We start from the raw sequence: 16,619 nt of genomic DNA on the forward strand, positions 1-16,619 counted from the left end.
ACCAACCTAGGCTGTGGTGCGTGACGCAGCCATCCGGTGGTGCCGACTCCCCCGCTACTCCCAGCGACGGCGAGCGCCGGGCGCTCGCCGCGGTCGAGGCGACAGGGATCCCGTACGTCGTCACCCGGCACGGCCCGGTGTCCTCCCTGGAGGAGGCGGCGGCGCAGCGCGGGGTGCGGCCGCACGACATCGTCAAGACGCTCGTCGTGCGCCGCGGGGAGGACGACTTCCTGCTCGTCCTCGTGCCGGGTGACCGGCGCTTCTCGTGGGCCAAGCTGCGGGCCCTGCTCGGGACCAGCCGGCTGTCGATGCCGGACGCGGACGGCGCCTTCGCCGCGACCGGCTACGTGCGCGGCACGATCACGCCGTTCGGCTCGAGCACGGCGTGGCCGGTCGTCGCCGACCTCTCGGTCCGCGGCCGCCAGGTCAGCCTCGGCGCCGGGGCGCACGGCGTGGCCGTCACCGTGTCCGGTGACGACCTCGTGCGGGTCCTCGACGCGCAGGTCGCGGATGTCGCCGACGACGACGTGCCGGTCGACGCGACCGCGGGCGGCGCCCGCGGCTGAGGCGGGACGGCTCCTCGTCCACATGTCGTCGTCTCTCCTCTTCTGGGGTTGTCGATGACGCCCTACGGATGTCGCATGACCCGAGCGACCTCTCGCGAGCTGCGGAAGGACACCGAGGGTGTACTGCGCCGAGCCGCGGCGGGCGAGCTGATCGAGATCACGGTCAACGGTGAGGCCGTGGCGGCGCTCAGCCCGCTCACGGCCAGCCGGCCTCGGTGAACTCCGAAGGCGACCCTCATCGAGAGCATCTCGCGGTCACAGGTCGATCTCGCGCTGGCTGACGAGCTCGCGGAGCTCGCGGCCCTGGACGACGACCTCGGTCCTCTGGAATGACGACCGACCTCTGGATCCTGGCTACCGCTCTGGCGCTCGCGGCCCCCGTGGTCACTCAGGACGCCGACGTCGACGTCCTGAGTGACCTGTCGGAGCTCGTGGTGCAGCGGGTCTGACCCGTCTGGGGTCGCCGACCGTCGGTCAGGCGCTCTCCATGGGGATGCGCACCCCGCGCTCGTGGGCGACGTCGACGGCGCGGTCGTAGCCGGCGTCGACGTGCCGGATGACGCCCATCCCGGGGTCGTTGGTCAGCAGCCGCTCGAGCTTCTGCGCGGCGAGCTCGGTGCCGTCGGCGACGGAGACCTGGCCGGCGTGGATGGAGCGGCCGATGCCGACGCCGCCGCCGTGGTGGATCGAGACCCACGTCGCGCCCGAGCTGGTGTTGACCAGGGCGTTGAGCAGCGGCCAGTCGGCGACGGCGTCCGAGCCGTCCTCCATCGCCTCGGTCTCGCGGTACGGCGACGCGACGGAGCCGGAGTCGAGGTGGTCGCGGCCGATGACGATCGGCGCCTTGACCCTGCCCTCGGCGACGAGCCGGTTGAACAGCAGCCCGGCCTTCGCGCGCTCGCCGTACCCGAGCCAGCAGATCCGCGCCGGCAGCCCCTCGAACTCGACGTGCTCGGCGGCCGCGTCGAGCCAGCGGTGCAGGTGCGCGTTCTCGGGGAAGAGCTCCTTGAGGGCGGCGTCGGTGACGGCGATGTCCTCGGGGTCGCCCGAGAGGGCGACCCAACGGAACGGTCCGAGGCCCTCGCAGAAGAGCGGCCGGATGTAGGCCGGGACGAACCCGGGGAAGTCGAAGGCGCGCTCGTAGCCGCCGGAGCGGGCCTCGTCGCGGATCGAGTTGCCGTAGTCGAAGACCTCGGCGCCCTTGTCCATGAAGCCGACCATCGCCTCGACGTGCTTGGCCATGGCCTTGCGCGCGAGGTCGGTGAACTCGTCCGGCTTCTGGTCGGCGTACTCGTGCCAGTCGCCGAAGTCGACGTCGTCGGGCAGGTAGGACAGCGGGTCGTGCGCGCTGGTCTGGTCGGTGACGACGTCGACCGGGACGTCGCGGCGCAGCAGCTCGGGCAGGACCAGGGCGGCGTTGCCGACGACGCCGACGGACAGGGCGCGGCGCTCGTCCTTGGCGGCGAGGACGAGCTCGAGAGCGTGGTCGAGGTCGTCGGCGACGACGTCGAGGTAGCGCTTGCCGGCGCGGCGCTCGAGACGGGTGCGGTCGACGTCGATGACCAGGCACGCACCGCCGTTGAGGGTGACGGCGAGCGGCTGGGCGCCGCCCATGCCGCCGCACCCGGCGGTGACCGTGAGGGTGCCGGCGAGGGTCGCGCCCTCGGCGGGCTCGCCACGCCGTACGGCGAGCTTGGCCGCCACCGCGGCGAAGGTCTCGAAGGTGCCCTGGAGGATCCCCTGGGTGCCGATGTAGATCCACGAGCCGGCCGTCATCTGGCCGTACATCATCAGGCCCTCGGCCTCGAGCTTGCGGAAGTGCGGCCACGTCGCCCAGTCGCCGACGAGGTTGGAGTTGGCGATGAGCACGCGCGGCGCCCACTCGTGGGTGCGGAAGACGCCGACCGGCTTGCCGGACTGGACGAGCAGCGTCTCGTCGGGCTCGAGGTCCTTCAGCGTCGCGACGATGGCGTCGAACGCGGCCCAGGACCGGGCGGCGCGGCCGGTGCCGCCGTAGACGACGAGGTCGTCGGGGCGCTCGGCGACCTCGGGGTCGAGGTTGTTCATGAGCATCCGCAGCGGGGCCTCGGTGGACCAGGACTTCGCGGTGAGCTGCGTGCCGCGGGGGGCGCGGACGGGGCGGGAGCCTTCCATGGAGGTGCCTTTCGGTCGTCCGGACACAGGGAACCCTGCGTTTCCGGCGGTGGGCTGTGACGAGGACGTGGGGTTTCCTGTGCCCGGTGGTCTACAGGAGGGGGCCGGTGTGGGCCGAGGCGGCGGCGACGACGGCGCCGGAGCGGACGAGCTCGACGACGCGCTCGATCTCGGGGGAGAGGAAGCGGTCGGTGCCGGGAGCCGCGGCCTCGTGGGCGTCGAGCAGGTCGACGACCGCGCCGGTGGCCGGGGCCGGGGTGAGCGGCGCGCGCAGCCGGATCCCGCGGGCGGCGGTGAGGACCTCGACGGCGAGGACGCGGGTCAGGCCGTCGACGCTGCGGCGCAGCTTGCGGGCGCCCGACCAGCCCATCGAGACGTGGTCCTCCTGCATGGCGCTGCTCGGGATCGAGTCGACGCTGGAGGGGACGGCGAGCCGCTTCAGCTCCGAGACGATCGCGGCCTGGGTGTACTGCGCGATCATGTGGCCGGAGTCGACGCCGGGGTCGTCGGCGAGGAACGGCGGCAGCCCGTGGTTGCGGGCGACGTCGAGGAAGCGGTCCGTACGACGCTCGCTCATGCTCGCGACGTCCGCGGCGACGATGGCGAGGAAGTCGAGCACGTAGGCGACCGGGGCGCCGTGGAAGTTGCCGTTGCTCTCGACCCGGCCGTCCGGGGTGACGACGGGGTTGTCGACGGCCGACGCGAGCTCGGCGCCGGCGACGCGGGCGGCGTGGTCGACGGTGTCGCGGGCGCCGCCGTGCACCTGCGGGGCGCAGCGCAGCGAGTAGGCGTCCTGGACGCGGGTGCACGCCTCGGTGCGGTGCGACTCGCGGATCGGGCTGTCCCGCAGCACCGCTCGCAGGTTGGCCGCCGACGCGCCCTGGCCGACCTGGGGGCGCAGCGCGTGCAGGTCGGCGGCGAAGACGTCGTCGGTGCCGAGCAGGCCCTCGACGCTCATCGCGGCGGAGACGTCGGCGGTCGTGAGGAGCATCCGCAGGTCGGCGAGGGCGAGGACGAGCATGCCGAGCATCCCGTCGGTGCCGTTGATGAGGGCCAGGCCCTCCTTCTCGGCGAGGGCGAGCGGCTCGATCCCGCTGTCCCGCAACGCGGTCGCGGCGTCCGTGAGCTCGCCGTCGCGGGTGCGGACCGGGCCCTCACCCATCGTCGCGAGGGCGCAGTGGGCCAGCGGCGCGAGGTCGCCGGAGCAGCCGAGCGAGCCGTACTCGTGGACGACCGGCGTGATGGAGGCGTTGAGCAGGGCGGCGTACGTCGTCACGACGACGGGCCGCACGCCGGTGCGGCCGGTGGCGAGCGTCGACAGGCGCAGCAGCATGAGCGCGCGGACGACCTCGCGCTCGACCTCGGGACCGGAGCCGGCCGCGTGCGAGCGGACGAGGCTGCGCTGCAGCTGGGCGCGCAGCTCGGTCGGGATGTGCGTGGTGGCGAGCGCGCCGAACCCGGTCGAGACGCCGTAGTGCGGCTGCGGGTCGTCGGCGAGCGCCTCGATGACGGCACGGCTCGCGGCCATCGCGTCGAGGGACTCCTGGGTGAGCTCGACGCGGGCGTCGTGCCGGGCGACGGCGACGACGTCCTCCGGCGAGAGCGGGCCGGTGCCGACCCGCACGACGGTCGGGGTCTCGGTGGTGGCGGTCGCCGCCGGCGCGGGGTGCAGGGTCGAGGACGTCATACGGACATCACACCGGGCCGCCAGCGCGCCCGGGCGGCCGTGGACGGCGATTGTGTCTCGGATCCGAGACGCAGTCCCTCGGTGGCCCCGGGCGCGTCACGGCCAGGGTCCTGACGGATGTCACACCGCAGGGGTGACGCCCACCCGGGGGCTCGGTTCCGTGGGGCCGGAGACTGGGGGCCCACCCACCCGAGAGGACCCGAGATCGTGTCGACCCCACCCCCCGAGCCGGACGGCGCCCCGGCGCCCTCGTCCGCACCGCCGAGCGACGCACCCACCGGTCGGGAGGTCCGCAGGGGGATCCGGATGCCTCTGCACCCGTACGTGCTCGGTGCGGTCATCGGTGCCGTGGGCGCGACGACGTTCGTCCACGCGAACCGCTCGGTGCTCCCGGAGCCGTGGCCCGTCGTCGCCGTCGTCGTGTGGGTCGGCGCGGTCGCGCTGTGGGTCTGGTCGGTGCTGCTGCGCCCCCGACACCTGCCGGCCGTGGAGAGGCCGCCGGCGCGAGCCAACCTGGTGTACGCCGCGTCCGTCGCGGCCATGCTCATCCTCTTCAGCGTCGGGCGGGGCGTCCTCGACGCGCTCGACCGGCCGCAGCTGCTGCCGGCCGTCATCGTCGCGGGGGTGGGGGCGCACTTCGTGCCGTTCGCGTCCGCGTTCGGCGCGCCGTTCTTCCGGGTGCTCGGGTGGTCCCTGGTCGGGGTCGGGGTGGCCGGGGTGGTGGTCGGCGTCGTGGTGGGGGCGGTCGCCGCTGCCACGGCGGCCGTGGTCGCCGGAGTCGTCATGCTCGGGCTCATGACCGCGGACGCCACGCGCCCGAGCTCCGCGACGGTCGGTACGGCGTGACCGGCGGGCGGGAGGGGGTCAGTCGGACACGTCGGCGAGCGCGACGACGCGGGTGATCCGCATCCGCACGAGCGACTCGCCGGGCACGGCGTTGCGCTCGCCGAACGCCTCGGCGACGTCCTCGCCCATGTAGCGCGCGCCGAGCCTCGTCGCCCAGGTCCTGAGCTCGTCGAGGTCCTCGCTGAGCCGCGCCTCGCCCTGCAGCTGCACGTAGGAGTACGGCGGCGCCTGGTCGTCGACGAGGACGCACACCCGCGGGTCGCGGCGGATGATCCTCGCCTTGGCGCCGGACTCGTGGGTGGTGAACACGAGCTCGTCGTACGGCGTCCCGTCCTCCTCACCCTCGTCGAGGAGGAACCAGATGGGGGTGACCAGCGGCTGCCCGTCCTTACGGACCACCGCGATCTTCCCCGTCCGGGTGCCCGTGAGCACGAACTCCCGCCACTCGTCCCGCGTCATGTCGCGCATGACCGCAGGCTAGGTGGGCGAACCGCCCGGCTGTCAATGGCCGCGGCGCCCCGGTCGAGAGATGGACATCACGGTCACGTGATGCGCCATTGACAGCCGGGCGGTACGGCGCCTCCTCAGTGGGCCGCCGCGTCGCCCGCAGCCCCACCTCGCGGCTCGAGCAGGCTCGGCACCCGCCGCAGCGCGAGCGAGACGAGCAGCGCGAGGACGAAGACCCCGCCGACGACGGTGACGACCCGCGCCCAGCCGCCGCTGGTCCACGCCAACCCCGACACCGAGCCGAAGACGGACGAGCCCACGTAGTAGGCGAAGAGGTAGAAGGACGACGCCTGCCCGGTCCCGCCGCCGCCGAGGTGCGCCCGCGCCGACACCCAGCCGCTCGCGACGCCGTGGGCGGCGAAGAAGCCGATCGTCTCGACCGCGACCCCGACGACGACGAGCCACAGCGGCTCGGCCAGGGTCAGCGCCAGCCCCGCGACCGCCACGAGGACGCCGACCGGCACGACGGCCCGCCGCCCGAACCGGTCCGCTGCCCGCCCGGCCAGTGTCGAGCTCACCGAGCCCAGCGCGTAGGACAGGAACACGAGCCCGGCCAGCCCCAGCGACAGCCCGTACGGCGCCGCCGCCAACCGGAACCCGAGCGCGTTGTACGTCGCGACGAACCCGCCCATCGCCAGCGCCGCCAGCGCGTAGAGCAGCAGGAGCGCTCGGTCGCCGAGGACGTGACGGGTGTTCTCCCACAGAGCCGCTCGCCCGGCCGGCGCCGGGACGAAGCCCTGCGACACCGGCAGCAGAAGCCGCACGACGACCGTGCAGGCAATCCCGAGCAGCGCCACCGCCCCGACCGCCCAGCGCCAGCCGGCGACGTCGCCGACGCCGCTGGCGAGCAGTCGCCCGGCCATGCCACCGAGCGCCGTACCCCCGATGTAGAGGCCGCTCGCGCGGCCGTGCGCCTCGGGGTGCACCTCCTCGCGCAGGTAGGCCATCGCGACGGCGGACAGCCCGGCGAGGGTGACGCCCTGGAGCACCCGCAGCCCGAGCAGCAACGGCCACGTCGGCGCCACAGCGCACAGCACCCCGACGACCGACGACGCGGCGAGCGACGCGTGCATGAGCGGCGTCCGCCCGCGCCGCTCCGTGACCGGCCCGACGACGAGCAGCGCGATCCCCAGCCCCAGCGTCGCGGCGGAGACGCTGAGCGCGCTCGTCGCCGGCGACAGGGAGAAGGCCGTCGCGAGGTCCGGCAGCACCGGCTGGGTCGAGTAGAGCTGGGCGAAGGTCGCCAGGCCGGCGGCGAAGAGCGCGATGCTCAGCCGCCGGTAGGCCGGGCTCCCCGGGCGGTGCCCGGCGAAGGCGGTCGCGTCGGACGTCGCCGAAGATCGCTCGCTCACCCCTCCACGCTGCCACCCGGGGCCCGACCCTGCGAGACTGCCCCACTGTGAGCGAGGAGGGCCCGCCGTGAGCAACGCCCCGGCGGCCGGCCAGGCCCTCGACGTGCTCTCGCTGCTCGCGCGGCACGCCGAGCCGCTGCCCGCCGCGAGCGTGGCCCGGCAGCTGGGGCTGCCGCGCAGCACGACGTACCACCTGCTCACGGTCCTGCAGGAGCGCGGCTTCGTCGTGCACCTGCCGGAGGAGCGGCGCTACGGGCTGGGCGTGGCGTCGTACGAGCTCGGGTCGGCCTACTCGCGGCAGGCGCCGCTGCAGCGGGTCGCCCGGCCGGTCGTCGCGCGTCTCGTCGACGAGACACGGCACAACGCGCACTTCGCCGTGCTGCACGGCGCCGACGTGCTCTACCTCATCGAGGAGCGCGCGCCGCGGCGCCCGCCGCTCGTCACCGACGTCGGCGTCCGGCTCCCCGCGCACCTGACGGCGAGCGGGCTCGCGATGCTCGCCGACCTGCCGGCGGCGCAGGTCCGCGCGCTCTACCCGTCGCGGTCCGCGCTCGTACGACGCCACGACGCCGGCCCGACCTCGCTCACCGCCCTGCGCGCGCTGCTCACCGAGGTGCGCCAGCGCGGCCACGCCGTCGAGGAGGACAGCGTCACGCCGGGGCTGTCGTCGGTGGCGGTCGCCGTCCGCGACCGCTCCGGCTACCCGCTCGCCGCCGTCGCGGTCACCTTCGAGTCCGACGAGGTCGACGCCGACGGACGCGACCGGCTCGCCGCCGCCGCCCGCACCGGCGCGACCACGATCGCCCGCCGCCTCGGGTAGTCGAGGCGTCCGCGAAAGGGGGGTGCGGGGGCGGCGTACGGGCTGGTTGGGTGGGCCCTCGTGACCGACCTCGATGACGACCGCGGCGTCCTCGCCCACCTCGAGAGCTACTACGACGCCGCGCCGCGCGGCAACGCCGACACCGAGGAGGTCGGGCCGTTCACGCTGTTCGTCTCGCGCGGGGGCTGGCCGTACTACGCCCGGCCGCGGCTCACCGGCGGCGACCCGCTGCCGACGGACGAGGCGGCGGTCCGCGCGGTCCTCGAGCGGCAGCGCGAGCTCGGCGTCCCCCGTGCCCTCGAGTGGGTCCACGACGTCACCCCCGACCTGCTGGCCGCCGCGCGCGCCGCGGGGCTGCGGGTCGAGGAGTGCCCGCTCCTCGTCCTCGACGGCACGCCCACCGCCCCGTCCCTGCCCGACGGCGCGACCGTGCGCCTGGTCGAGCCGGACGACCCCGACCTGCCGCTCGTCCGGGCCTCGATCGACGTCGGGTTCGGCCACGGCGGCACCGCGACCGGCGAGGCGGGCGAGCAGGCGCGCGACGAGGCGGCGGGCCGCGACCCCGTGTCCGTACGGCGCGTCGCCGACGGGATCCGCTCCGGCCGCTCGCTCCTCGCCGGTGCCTGGGTCGAGGGTGTCGGCCCGGTCGCGGGCGGCAGCCACAACCCACGCCCCACGCCGTACGGCGACACCAGCGAGGTCGTCGGTCTCGCGGTGCTCCCGGCGTACCGTCGCCGGGGACTGGCCGGCGTCCTCGCCGCGCGGCTGGCGCAGGACGCGCTCGGGCGGGGCGTCGGCACCGTGTTCCTCAGCGCCCAGGACGACGCGGTCGCCCGGGTCTACGCGTCGGTCGGCTTCCGCCGCGTCGCAACCGCCTGTGTCGCAGAGGGGGACTGAGCCCGCGACGTGTCATACTCGCGCGCACGCACCTTTCTCAGGAATGCGCTCGATGACCGCGACATCAGGGGGACGTGGATGGCCGACGATGGTGACACCGTGACGACGGGTGCCCTCCTCGACGAGGCCGTCGTCGCCGTGCGCGAGCTCATCCTCGCGGGCGAGCACTACCGGCTCGCCACCGCGCTGCACATGGGCATCACCGTCAACGAGGCCCAGGCGGTCAGCTACCTCTTCGCCCGCGGTCCGATGGGCCAGGGCGAGCTGGCGGCCGCCATGAGCTTCACGACGAGCTCGACGACGGCGCTCGTGGACCGGCTGGAGAAGCGTGGCATCGCCGAGCGGCGCGCCGACCCGACCGACCGCCGTCGCGCGACCATCGCCCTGTCCGAGACCGGGACGCAGGAGCTCACCGAGGTGCGCTCCTGGATGTCCAACGCCTTCACCGGCCTCGACGACACGGAGCTCGGGGAGGCCGGCGAGCTGCTGCGCCGCCTCGCCGCCAACCTGCGCTCGTTCACCGACGAGGTCCTGGAGAAGGAGCCCAAGCGCGAACGACCGCGCCGCCGGCTCTGACCCCGGCCCCGCGCGCGCGGTGACGCGCGGAGGGCGACGTACGCTCGAGGTATGAGTGGCGAGACCCCGTCCGACCGTCCGGCCGAGCTCCCCCCGGAGAAGCCGGCGCACCGCAGCATCACCCTCCACCGGCGCGGGCTGAACCGCTACACCGCGGTCAACCAGCGTGGCGGCACCCTCGACCTGTCCGGCGCCGGCGACGAGGAGTTCACCCCCGTCGAGCTGCTGCTCGCCGGCATCGCCGGCTGCACCGCCGTCGATGTCGACCACCTCACCGCCCGTCGGGCCGAGCCCGACGACTTCGAGATCCAGGTCGAGGCCGAGAAGGTCGCCGACGAGCAGGGCAACCACCTGCAGGACATCGTCGTGACCTTCCGGATCCGCTACCCCGAGGGCGAGGGCGGCGACCGGGCGCGCGCCGTCCTGCCCGACATCGTCGCGAAGTCGCACGACCGCCTGTGCACCGTCAGCCGCACCGTCATGCTCGGCGCCGACATCCGGACGGAGATCGCGTGAGCACGCGCGCCGGGCTCGCCGTCCTCGACCTGGTCCCCGTCGCCGAGGGCCGCACGGCCGCCGAGGCCGTCGAGGAGACCGTCGTCGCGGCGCGGGCCGCGGAGGCCGCGGGCTACGGCCGCTACTGGATGGCCGAGCACCACTCGTTCCCCGGCGTCGCCTCCTCGGCCACCGCGATCCTCGTCGGCCACGTCGCCGACCACACCTCGCGGATCCGGGTCGGGTCCGGCGGGATCATGCTGCCCAACCACGCCCCGCTCGTCGTCGCCGAGCAGTTCGGCACGCTCGAGACGATGCACCCCGGGCGGATCGACCTCGGTCTCGGCCGGGCGCCCGGGACCGACCCGGTCACCGCGCACGCGCTGCGCCGGGTCGAGGACGCCGCCGTCGACTTCGGCTCCGAGGTCCGCCAGGTCATCGACTACCTGGGCCCGGTCAGCGAGCACGCCCGCGTGCGCGCCGTCCCCGGCGAGGGCACGAACGTCCCGGTGTGGGTGCTGGGCTCGAGCCACGGCGGGGCGCAGGTCGCCGGCGCCCTCGGGCTGCCCTACGCGTTCGCCTCGCACTTCGCGCCGCGGATGCTCCTGTCCGCGCTGGAGGTCTACCGCTCCGGCTTCCGCGCCGCCGACCCGGACGCCCGGCCGGGGGCGCTCGCCGCGCCGCGGGCGATGGCCGCCGTCAACGCCGTCGTCGCCGACACCCGCGAGAAGGCGCAGCGCATCTGGGGCTCGCACCTGCAGCGGGTCCGCGGCATCGTCACCGGCCGCCGGGCCCTCCTGCCCCCGCCGACCGACGGCGACCCGACCGCGGGCTGGAGCCCGCAGGAGAAGGCGGCCGTCGAGCAGATGACCGCGGTCTCCTTCGTCGGCACCCCGGCCGAGGTCCGCGCCGGTCTCGACGACTTCGTCGACGCGACCGGGGTCGACGAGGTCATCGTCGCCACGGCCGCGTACGACGTGCAGGACCGCGTGCGCTCCCTCGAGCTGCTCGCCGAGGCCTGGGCCTGACCCGACCTGACCTGACCCTGCGCGCGGCTCCCGGGCGGGGGCCGCGGGGCGCCGTACCCTGCCGTCGTGGGTGTCGGCGGCGATGACGGGAGGCACCGCGGCGGCGGTCTGCCGGCCGCCGTGCCCGCGCCCGTCCGGCCGGTCGTCGACGACCTCCTCGACGACCTCGCGGCGACCGTGCCGCACCTGGTCACCGCCGTCCACCTCGTCGGCTCGGCCGCCCACGGCGACGTGCACCCCGGGGTCAGCGACCTCGACCTCGTCGTCGTCCTGCGGGCCAAGCCCGACCCCGTCGCGATGCGGCTGCTCGCCGACGTCGTCGGTCGTGCGACCGCCGCGCACCCGCAGTGGCCGCTCGACCTGACGTGGACGACGACGGAGCGGCTGCGTCGGCCCCCGTCACCGAACGGCGTCCTGGTCCACCACCAGCTGGCCGACCACGGGCTGACCGTCCTCGGCCAGCCCGTCGTCGGCACCGCCGCGGTCGCGACCGACCCGGACGCGCTGCGCGACTTCTGCCTCGCCCAGATCGCCGACCGGTGGACGACGTGGTGGGACGGCGCCGCCGTGCTGCTCACCCGGGGCGGGCGCGAGTCCCTGCGCGGCGCCGGGCCGACCGCGGCCGTCCTCGGGGTCGTCCGGCTGCACCACACCCTCGTGACGGGCGAGGTGCTCACCCCGTGCGCGGCCGCGCAGTGGGCGCTGCAGGTCGCCGAGCCCGAGTGGACCCGGCTGCTGGAGGAGAGCCTGCGCGCCCGGCACACGCCGGACCGTCCCTCGCTCTACCGCAACCCGCTGCAGCGGCGCCGGGACGCGCTGCGCTTCACCGACCTGCTCATGACCGCCGACGAGGACGCGTTCGGTCCGGGCGAGGGCTTCGAGGCCGTCGAGGGCGGGTCACCGGTGCCGACGACGCCTCAGGCGCCGGGCCGGCGGTAGGGGTCGCGCGCCGGTACGGCGACCCCCGGCCCCGGCCCGCTCGCCGGGCCGGTCGCGGCACCGGTCCCCGGCTCCGCGTCGGGCTCGGCGCCGTCGGACGCGGGCGACCGGCTCGACGTCGGGGCCGCCGCCCCGGGCCGCCGGAAGGCGACGTCGGACGACGTCCCCGGACCCATGGTCCAGCCCTCGAGCGGGTCGGACGGCACCGGCTCGGGTCGTGGGGACGAGGCGACCGAGCGGGCGAAGCGGGCGGCGCCGCCGGACCCGCGCTCCGCGCGCCCGGTGGCGTCCGCCCCGCGGGCGAAGACGGAGGGGTCGGCCGGTGGCGCGGCGACCGGCGGCTCGTCGTCGGGGAGGTCACCGTCCGGCGCGGCGGTCGTCGAGGCGTCCGGCCGGGGTCCTGCGGCCCGCGTCTCCGCCGGCCCCGCGACCACCACCGGTCGCACGGCACCCACGGCGTCCACGGCGTCCACGGCGCGCGCCGGGTGGAGCAGCGCGGCGAGGACGCCCCCGGCGAGGACGGCGCCGACGAGCGCCGGGACGATGTGGATGACGGCGACCCAGGGGTCGGTCTGGTACGTCCCCACCTGCGTCGTCACGCGCCCGCCGTCCTGGTCACCCGGGACCTCGATGGAGAAGGTGACCTCACCGTGGGTCAGGACCGCCCAGACGGCGACGAGGACGACCGAGGCGAGGGACAGCGCGGCCACCGCCAGCGCGACGAGCGCGGCGGTCCGCCGCAGCCGCGGGCCGGTGGCCGGCAGACCCTGCCAGGACGCACGGTCGAGCGCCGCCAGCCCGACGAGGGCGACCGCCCCCCACGCGAGCGGGGCGACGTCGTACCCGCTCGCGATGGACATCGTCACCCGCTCCCACAGGCTGCCCGCGGCGTTGCCGCCCGCGAACCCCGTCGTCGGCGTCGTGAGCCGCCACAGCGCGACGAGACCGGCCAGGGCACCGACCGCGGCGGCGACGACGAGGGCGAGCGGGAGCAGCCCCAGCGCACGCTCCGCGCGGCGGCCGACATACTCGGTGGCGTCCACCTGACGATCCTGCCAGCCCGTCGGCGGCGTCGTCCCGCTTCGCCCGCACTCCGTGAAGGACCGCCGTGACCGACCAGCCCGACCTCCCCGCCACCCCCGCCCTCCCGGGCGCCGACGGCAGCGACCTGGTGCCCGACCCGATGGCCGCCCCGCCGTTGCGCTGGGGGATCCTCGGCCCCGGCGGCATCGCCCACAAGCTCGCCGACGCGGTGCAGGAGCTCACGGCCGGCAGCGTCGTCGCGGTCGGGTCGCGCAGCGCCGAGCGGGCCGCGGACTTCGCCGCGCGGCACGGGGTCGCCCGTTCCTACGGCTCCTACGAGGAGCTCGTCGCCGACGACGAGGTGGAGGCGGTGTACGTCGCCTCGCCGCACAGCGCCCACCGCGACCACGCCGTCCTCGCGCTCGAGGCGGGCAAGCACGTCCTCGTCGAGAAGGCGTTGGCGCGCAACGGCGCCGAGGTCGAGGAGATCTTCGCGGCCGCCGAGCGGAACGACCGCTTCGCGATGGAGGCGATGTGGACGCGGCACCTGCCGCACGTCGCGTGGGTGCGGCGGCTCGTCGCGAGCGGGCAGATCGGGGAGGTCGTCACCCTGACGGCCGACCACGGGCAGGCCCTCGACCTCGCCGCCGACCACCGGCTGAAGAACCCCGACCTCGCCGGCGGCGCGCTGCTCGACCTCGGCGTCTACCCGGTGTCGTTCGCGCTCGACCTGCTCGGGACGCCCGCGTCGGTGCAGGCGACGGGCCGCCTCACCGAGACCGGGGTCGACGGGCAGGTGGGTCTGGTCCTCGGCCACCGCGACCGGGTGGTCGCCCTCGTCGGGACGACGCTGTGGACGAAGACCCCCACCACCGCCGTGGTCAGCGGCACCCGCGGGAGCATCGAGATCGACGGGGACTTCTACCAGGCGGGGGCGACCGTGCGGGTCCGCGCCGCGGACCGCGGGCGTACGGTGCTCGCCGAGTGGCGGGCCGAGGTGGCCAACGGCTTCCAGTACGAGGTCGCCGAGGTCGCCCGCTGCGTCGCCGAGGGCCGTCGCGAGAGCGAGCGGATGACGTGGGACGGCTCCCGGGCCGTCATGGCCGTCCTCGACGAGGCCCGCCGCCAGGTGGGGGTCGTCTACCCGGGGGAGTGACCCGTCGGGCGTCGTCCGGGGCGCCGTACGGGCGTCGTGGGGGTCGTTGCCCGGGAAGGGTCAGGGGCGCAGCGGTCGGACGGTGAGGATCTGCTCGGCGCGGCCGACCGGGCCGTCGACGTCGTGCAGCCAGGTGCTCGTCACGCCGATGCCGTCGCCGCCGAAGACGACCGTCGTGTCGAAGCCGACCCACTCACCGACCGGGCGTCGCCACAGGTGGACCGTGAGGTCGATGTTGGGGAACATCCACTCGCGCGGGCTCTGCCGCACGAAGAGGCCGTTCGCGGTGTCGACGAGCCCGAGGAGGGCGGCGGTCGGGCTGTGCGTGCCCCCCTCGACGAGCTCGACGTCGGTGCGCAGCCAGGTGCGGCCCCGCCCGGGCGTCGTCGCCGGGTCGCGGCGCGCCTCGAGCGAGGCGATGTAGCCGCCCGGCCAGACGGCACCGCCGTCCCAGGGCTCCCAGGTGTCGGGGTGCGGCATCGGCTCGGGCCCGCCGCCGGCGACGGCGCTCGTGTCGCCGGTGGCCATGAACCAGGCGGTGGCGCGCACGGCGGGACGGTGGCCGGCGACGAGGACCGCCTCGACCAGCTCGATGGTGCGGCCCGGGCGGATCGTCGTCACGGTGATCTCGGTGGGCTCGCGCGGGATGACGCCGAGGATCTCGTAGCTCACCCGCGCGAGGAGCAGGTCGTCGCGACCCTCGTGCTCCTCGAGGGCCAGGGCCATGAGGCCGGAGACGGGGGCCATGTGCTGCTCGTGGTCGTTCCAGGCGCCCTGGACGTGCACCGTCGGCGCGTAGATCCCGCCCGGGAGGCGCCGGTAGTAGGCCCGCGGTTCGTCCTCCGGGATCTCCGGCGGGTCGGGCACCACGGTCAGCACGGGCTCCTGGTCCTGGTCGTCGACGGGCGCGGGCACCGGTGCTGCGCTCTCCACGGTCACCCGGCCCAGCGTACGGGGGCCGGCGCCGATCCTGGAGGACCGTCCCGTCCCCTGTGTCCGGTCACACAGGCGCGGGCCGGGTGGCCTCCGGGTCAGCCGGACCGCCGCCGTCGGCGCGGGTAGAACCGCGGCGCCCGGGCCTGGTCCTCGGCGAGGGCGAGGACCGCGGGCGTCGGGTCGACGTGGACCCGCACCCCGCCGTCGCTCCCCGCCGGACCGGGCCCGGCCCGACCGGCCTCCGCCCGGTCGGCGGCTCGGCGGGCGTGGTCGAGGGCGTCCGCACCGGTCTGCCGGGGGTGCATCATCGCGGTCCCGAGCGCGAGCCGGAGCAGCACGGGTCGCCCGTCGACCTCGTACGTCAGGGACAGCGCCCGGCCCAGGCGCTGGGCGAGCAGCTCGGCCTGCCCGACGTCGATCTCCTCGGCGACGAAGGCCAGCTCGTGCTCCGACACCCGGCCGATGACGTCGTCGGCGCGCAGCGCGGAGCGCAGCCGCTCGGCGACGAAGCGCTGCACGTCGGCGGCGGCTGCGGGTCCTCGCTCGCGGACGAGGTCGTCGAGGCCCTCGACGCGGGCGACGAACATGGCGGTGTCCTGACGCGTGCGGGCGGCCCGGTCCTGCGCCTCGGCGACGACGTCGGCGAAACGGGTCGGGTCGACGACGCCCGTCGAGCCCGCCGGCTCGTCGAGCGGTTCGACACCGCCCGCCCCCGTGAGCGCGTCGCTCGCGTCGACGACGACGAGCTGCAGGGTGGCGACGGTGGGAGGGCCCCCCTCGGTGAGCACCGGCGTCGTCGTCACCCGCACGTGCGGTCCGGCCGCACCCCGCCGCCGTATCGGCCCGTCGGACCGGAACGGGGCGAGCCGGCCGTTGACGGCCCGACGCAGGCCGGCCTCCTGCACGCCGCGCTGCGGCCCCTCGAGCAGGTCGAGGTACGACGTCGTCGTCAGCTCCGTCGCCGTCCGACCGCACAGCCGCTGGAGCCGGTGGTTGGCGCGGGTGACATGACCCAGGGTGGCCAGCTCCAGCGACACCAGGCCGACGGCGACGACGGACTCGTCGATGAGGGCATCGAGGGTGGCGGTCGCGAGGCTGCTCTCCCGCATCACGCCGCTCAGGTGGTCGCTGCGGCTGCGCTCGTCGCGGTCGGCCAGCCGCATCCGGATGGAGCCGGTCAGCCCGTCGGTGAGCACGTCGGCCAGCAGGCACTGGGCCTCCCCGCCGACCGTCAGCAGCTCCACCTGCAGGTCCCCGATCGCCTCGCCGCCGGGGGCGCTCAGCGTGCGGTGGCGCTGCAGCGCCGCCGCCGGGACCTGCCGGCCCCAGCGGGTCCTCGTGGTGCGGGGCGCCCCGTCCGCGACGGCGAACGCCGCGCCGTCGGTGGTCACCTCGATCGCGTCGGGCTGGTCGTGCAGCTCGACGACGGCCCGGACGGCCGTGACCTGGGGGAGTCGGCCCGCCCGGGCGGCCCACTCGCGCAGCGCGTCCTCGACCACGGCCTGGGGGACGGCCGTCCCCGCCCCCGGCGGCGTCGAGCCGGTGGGGTCGGCCGAGGTGCGGGTCACGGGTCTCCCATCGTCGCGAGCCGGGCCAGAATAAGCACGACCTGCAACTTTTGTCCGGTCGGCTCCGGG

17 protein-coding genes are annotated in these 16,619 nt (G+C 75.6%); 10 read left to right on the forward strand and 7 right to left on the reverse strand.

Annotation, left to right across the window (positions count from 1 at the left end):
- Positions 1-20: 20 nt before the first annotated feature.
- The gene (locus FB458_RS08395; protein WP_211355972.1) at positions 21-566 is read left to right on the forward strand and encodes an aminoacyl-tRNA deacylase; all 546 of its coding nucleotides are present in this window, start codon (positions 21-23) and stop codon (positions 564-566) included.
- A 75-nt stretch (positions 567-641) separates the two neighbouring features.
- A complete protein-coding gene (locus FB458_RS22245; protein WP_211355973.1) occupies positions 642-785 on the forward strand; it encodes a type II toxin-antitoxin system Phd/YefM family antitoxin in 144 nt (47 codons plus the stop codon).
- Positions 786-1,040: 255 nt separating this feature from the next.
- Here the strand turns inward: FB458_RS22245 and hutU are convergent, their stop codons facing one another.
- Entirely contained in the window at positions 1,041-2,720 is a 1,680-nt protein-coding gene (gene hutU / locus FB458_RS08410; protein ID WP_141848102.1) for a urocanate hydratase, read from the reverse strand.
- A 91-nt stretch (positions 2,721-2,811) separates the two neighbouring features.
- The gene (gene hutH, locus FB458_RS08415; RefSeq protein WP_141848103.1) at positions 2,812-4,407 is read right to left on the reverse strand and encodes a histidine ammonia-lyase; all 1,596 of its coding nucleotides are present in this window, start codon (positions 4,405-4,407) and stop codon (positions 2,812-2,814) included.
- Between the two features lie 306 nt (positions 4,408-4,713).
- Between hutH and FB458_RS08420 the strand changes: the two genes are divergently transcribed.
- Positions 4,714-5,253, forward strand: coding sequence for a hypothetical protein (locus FB458_RS08420; protein ID WP_141848104.1), 540 nt, complete (start codon positions 4,714-4,716; stop codon positions 5,251-5,253).
- Between the two features lie 18 nt (positions 5,254-5,271).
- Here FB458_RS08420 and FB458_RS08425 read toward each other — a convergent pair whose 3' ends face one another.
- Positions 5,272-5,721: a PPOX class F420-dependent oxidoreductase gene (locus tag FB458_RS08425; protein ID WP_141848105.1), complete on the reverse strand. Its 450-nt coding sequence runs from the start codon at positions 5,719-5,721 to the stop codon at positions 5,272-5,274.
- 116 nt (positions 5,722-5,837) lie between these two features.
- Entirely contained in the window at positions 5,838-7,112 is a 1,275-nt protein-coding gene (locus FB458_RS08430) for an MFS transporter (RefSeq protein ID WP_211355974.1), read from the reverse strand.
- Positions 7,113-7,179: 67 nt separating this feature from the next.
- Between FB458_RS08430 and FB458_RS08435 the strand changes: the two genes are divergently transcribed.
- The 6 genes from FB458_RS08435 to FB458_RS08460 all read left to right on the forward strand — a co-directional run bounded on the left by FB458_RS08435 (position 7,180) and on the right by FB458_RS08460 (position 11,867).
- A complete protein-coding gene (locus tag FB458_RS08435; protein ID WP_141848106.1) occupies positions 7,180-7,932 on the forward strand; it encodes an IclR family transcriptional regulator in 753 nt (250 codons plus the stop codon).
- A gap of 60 nt (positions 7,933-7,992) precedes the next feature.
- The gene (locus tag FB458_RS08440) at positions 7,993-8,829 is read left to right on the forward strand and encodes a GNAT family N-acetyltransferase (protein WP_141848107.1); all 837 of its coding nucleotides are present in this window, start codon (positions 7,993-7,995) and stop codon (positions 8,827-8,829) included.
- Between the two features lie 78 nt (positions 8,830-8,907).
- The gene (locus tag FB458_RS08445) at positions 8,908-9,405 is read left to right on the forward strand and encodes a MarR family winged helix-turn-helix transcriptional regulator (RefSeq protein WP_141848108.1); all 498 of its coding nucleotides are present in this window, start codon (positions 8,908-8,910) and stop codon (positions 9,403-9,405) included.
- A gap of 51 nt (positions 9,406-9,456) precedes the next feature.
- On the forward strand, positions 9,457-9,921 hold the full coding sequence (locus FB458_RS08450; RefSeq protein WP_141848109.1) for an OsmC family protein: 465 nt from the start codon (positions 9,457-9,459) through the stop codon (positions 9,919-9,921).
- Positions 9,918-10,928, forward strand: a complete 1,011-nt coding sequence (locus FB458_RS08455) for an LLM class flavin-dependent oxidoreductase (RefSeq protein WP_141848110.1) — start codon at positions 9,918-9,920, stop codon at positions 10,926-10,928. The genes FB458_RS08450 and FB458_RS08455 overlap by 4 nt, the downstream gene beginning before the upstream one ends.
- A gap of 66 nt (positions 10,929-10,994) precedes the next feature.
- Positions 10,995-11,867 (forward strand): nucleotidyltransferase domain-containing protein, encoded by an 873-nt coding sequence (locus FB458_RS08460; protein WP_141848111.1) that lies wholly within the window; start codon positions 10,995-10,997, stop codon positions 11,865-11,867.
- Here the strand turns inward: FB458_RS08460 and FB458_RS08465 are convergent.
- Complete coding sequence (locus FB458_RS08465; protein WP_141848112.1) at positions 11,846-12,910, reverse strand: hypothetical protein; 1,065 nt, start codon at positions 12,908-12,910, stop codon at positions 11,846-11,848. The genes FB458_RS08460 and FB458_RS08465 overlap by 22 nt on opposite strands.
- 65 nt (positions 12,911-12,975) lie before the next feature.
- Here FB458_RS08465 and FB458_RS08470 point away from each other — a divergent pair, with 65 nt between their 5' ends.
- The gene (locus tag FB458_RS08470) at positions 12,976-14,046 is read left to right on the forward strand and encodes a Gfo/Idh/MocA family protein (RefSeq protein ID WP_246061126.1); all 1,071 of its coding nucleotides are present in this window, start codon (positions 12,976-12,978) and stop codon (positions 14,044-14,046) included.
- Positions 14,047-14,106: 60 nt separating this feature from the next.
- Here FB458_RS08470 and FB458_RS08475 read toward each other — a convergent pair whose 3' ends face one another.
- Together FB458_RS08475 and FB458_RS08480 are read right to left on the reverse strand one after the other, a co-directional pair.
- On the reverse strand, positions 14,107-14,916 hold the full coding sequence (locus FB458_RS08475; RefSeq protein WP_425460876.1) for a thioesterase family protein: 810 nt from the start codon (positions 14,914-14,916) through the stop codon (positions 14,107-14,109).
- Between the two features lie 161 nt (positions 14,917-15,077).
- A complete protein-coding gene (locus FB458_RS08480; RefSeq protein ID WP_141848113.1) occupies positions 15,078-16,550 on the reverse strand; it encodes a sensor domain-containing diguanylate cyclase in 1,473 nt (490 codons plus the stop codon).
- Positions 16,551-16,619: the final 69 nt, after the last annotated feature.

It is taken from the genome of Lapillicoccus jejuensis, from assembly GCF_006715055.1.
GTDB classification, from domain to species: Bacteria; Actinomycetota; Actinomycetes; order Actinomycetales; family Dermatophilaceae; genus Lapillicoccus; species Lapillicoccus jejuensis.

What these genes read in the sequence shown, in the direction of transcription:
- FB458_RS22245 (WP_211355973.1), top strand. Translation starts at nt 642, where the DNA reads ATGACCCGAGCGACCTCTCGCGAGCTGCGGAAGGACACCGAGGGTGTA.
- hutU (WP_141848102.1), bottom strand. Translation starts at nt 2,720, where the DNA reads ATGGAAGGCTCCCGCCCCGTCCGCGCCCCCCGCGGCACGCAGCTCACC.
- hutH (WP_141848103.1), bottom strand. Translation starts at nt 4,407, where the DNA reads ATGACGTCCTCGACCCTGCACCCCGCGCCGGCGGCGACCGCCACCACC.
- FB458_RS08420 (WP_141848104.1), top strand. Translation starts at nt 4,714, where the DNA reads ATGCCTCTGCACCCGTACGTGCTCGGTGCGGTCATCGGTGCCGTGGGC.
- FB458_RS08425 (WP_141848105.1), bottom strand. Translation starts at nt 5,721, where the DNA reads ATGCGCGACATGACGCGGGACGAGTGGCGGGAGTTCGTGCTCACGGGC.
- FB458_RS08445 (WP_141848108.1), top strand. Translation starts at nt 8,908, where the DNA reads ATGGCCGACGATGGTGACACCGTGACGACGGGTGCCCTCCTCGACGAG.
- FB458_RS08450 (WP_141848109.1), top strand. Translation starts at nt 9,457, where the DNA reads ATGAGTGGCGAGACCCCGTCCGACCGTCCGGCCGAGCTCCCCCCGGAG.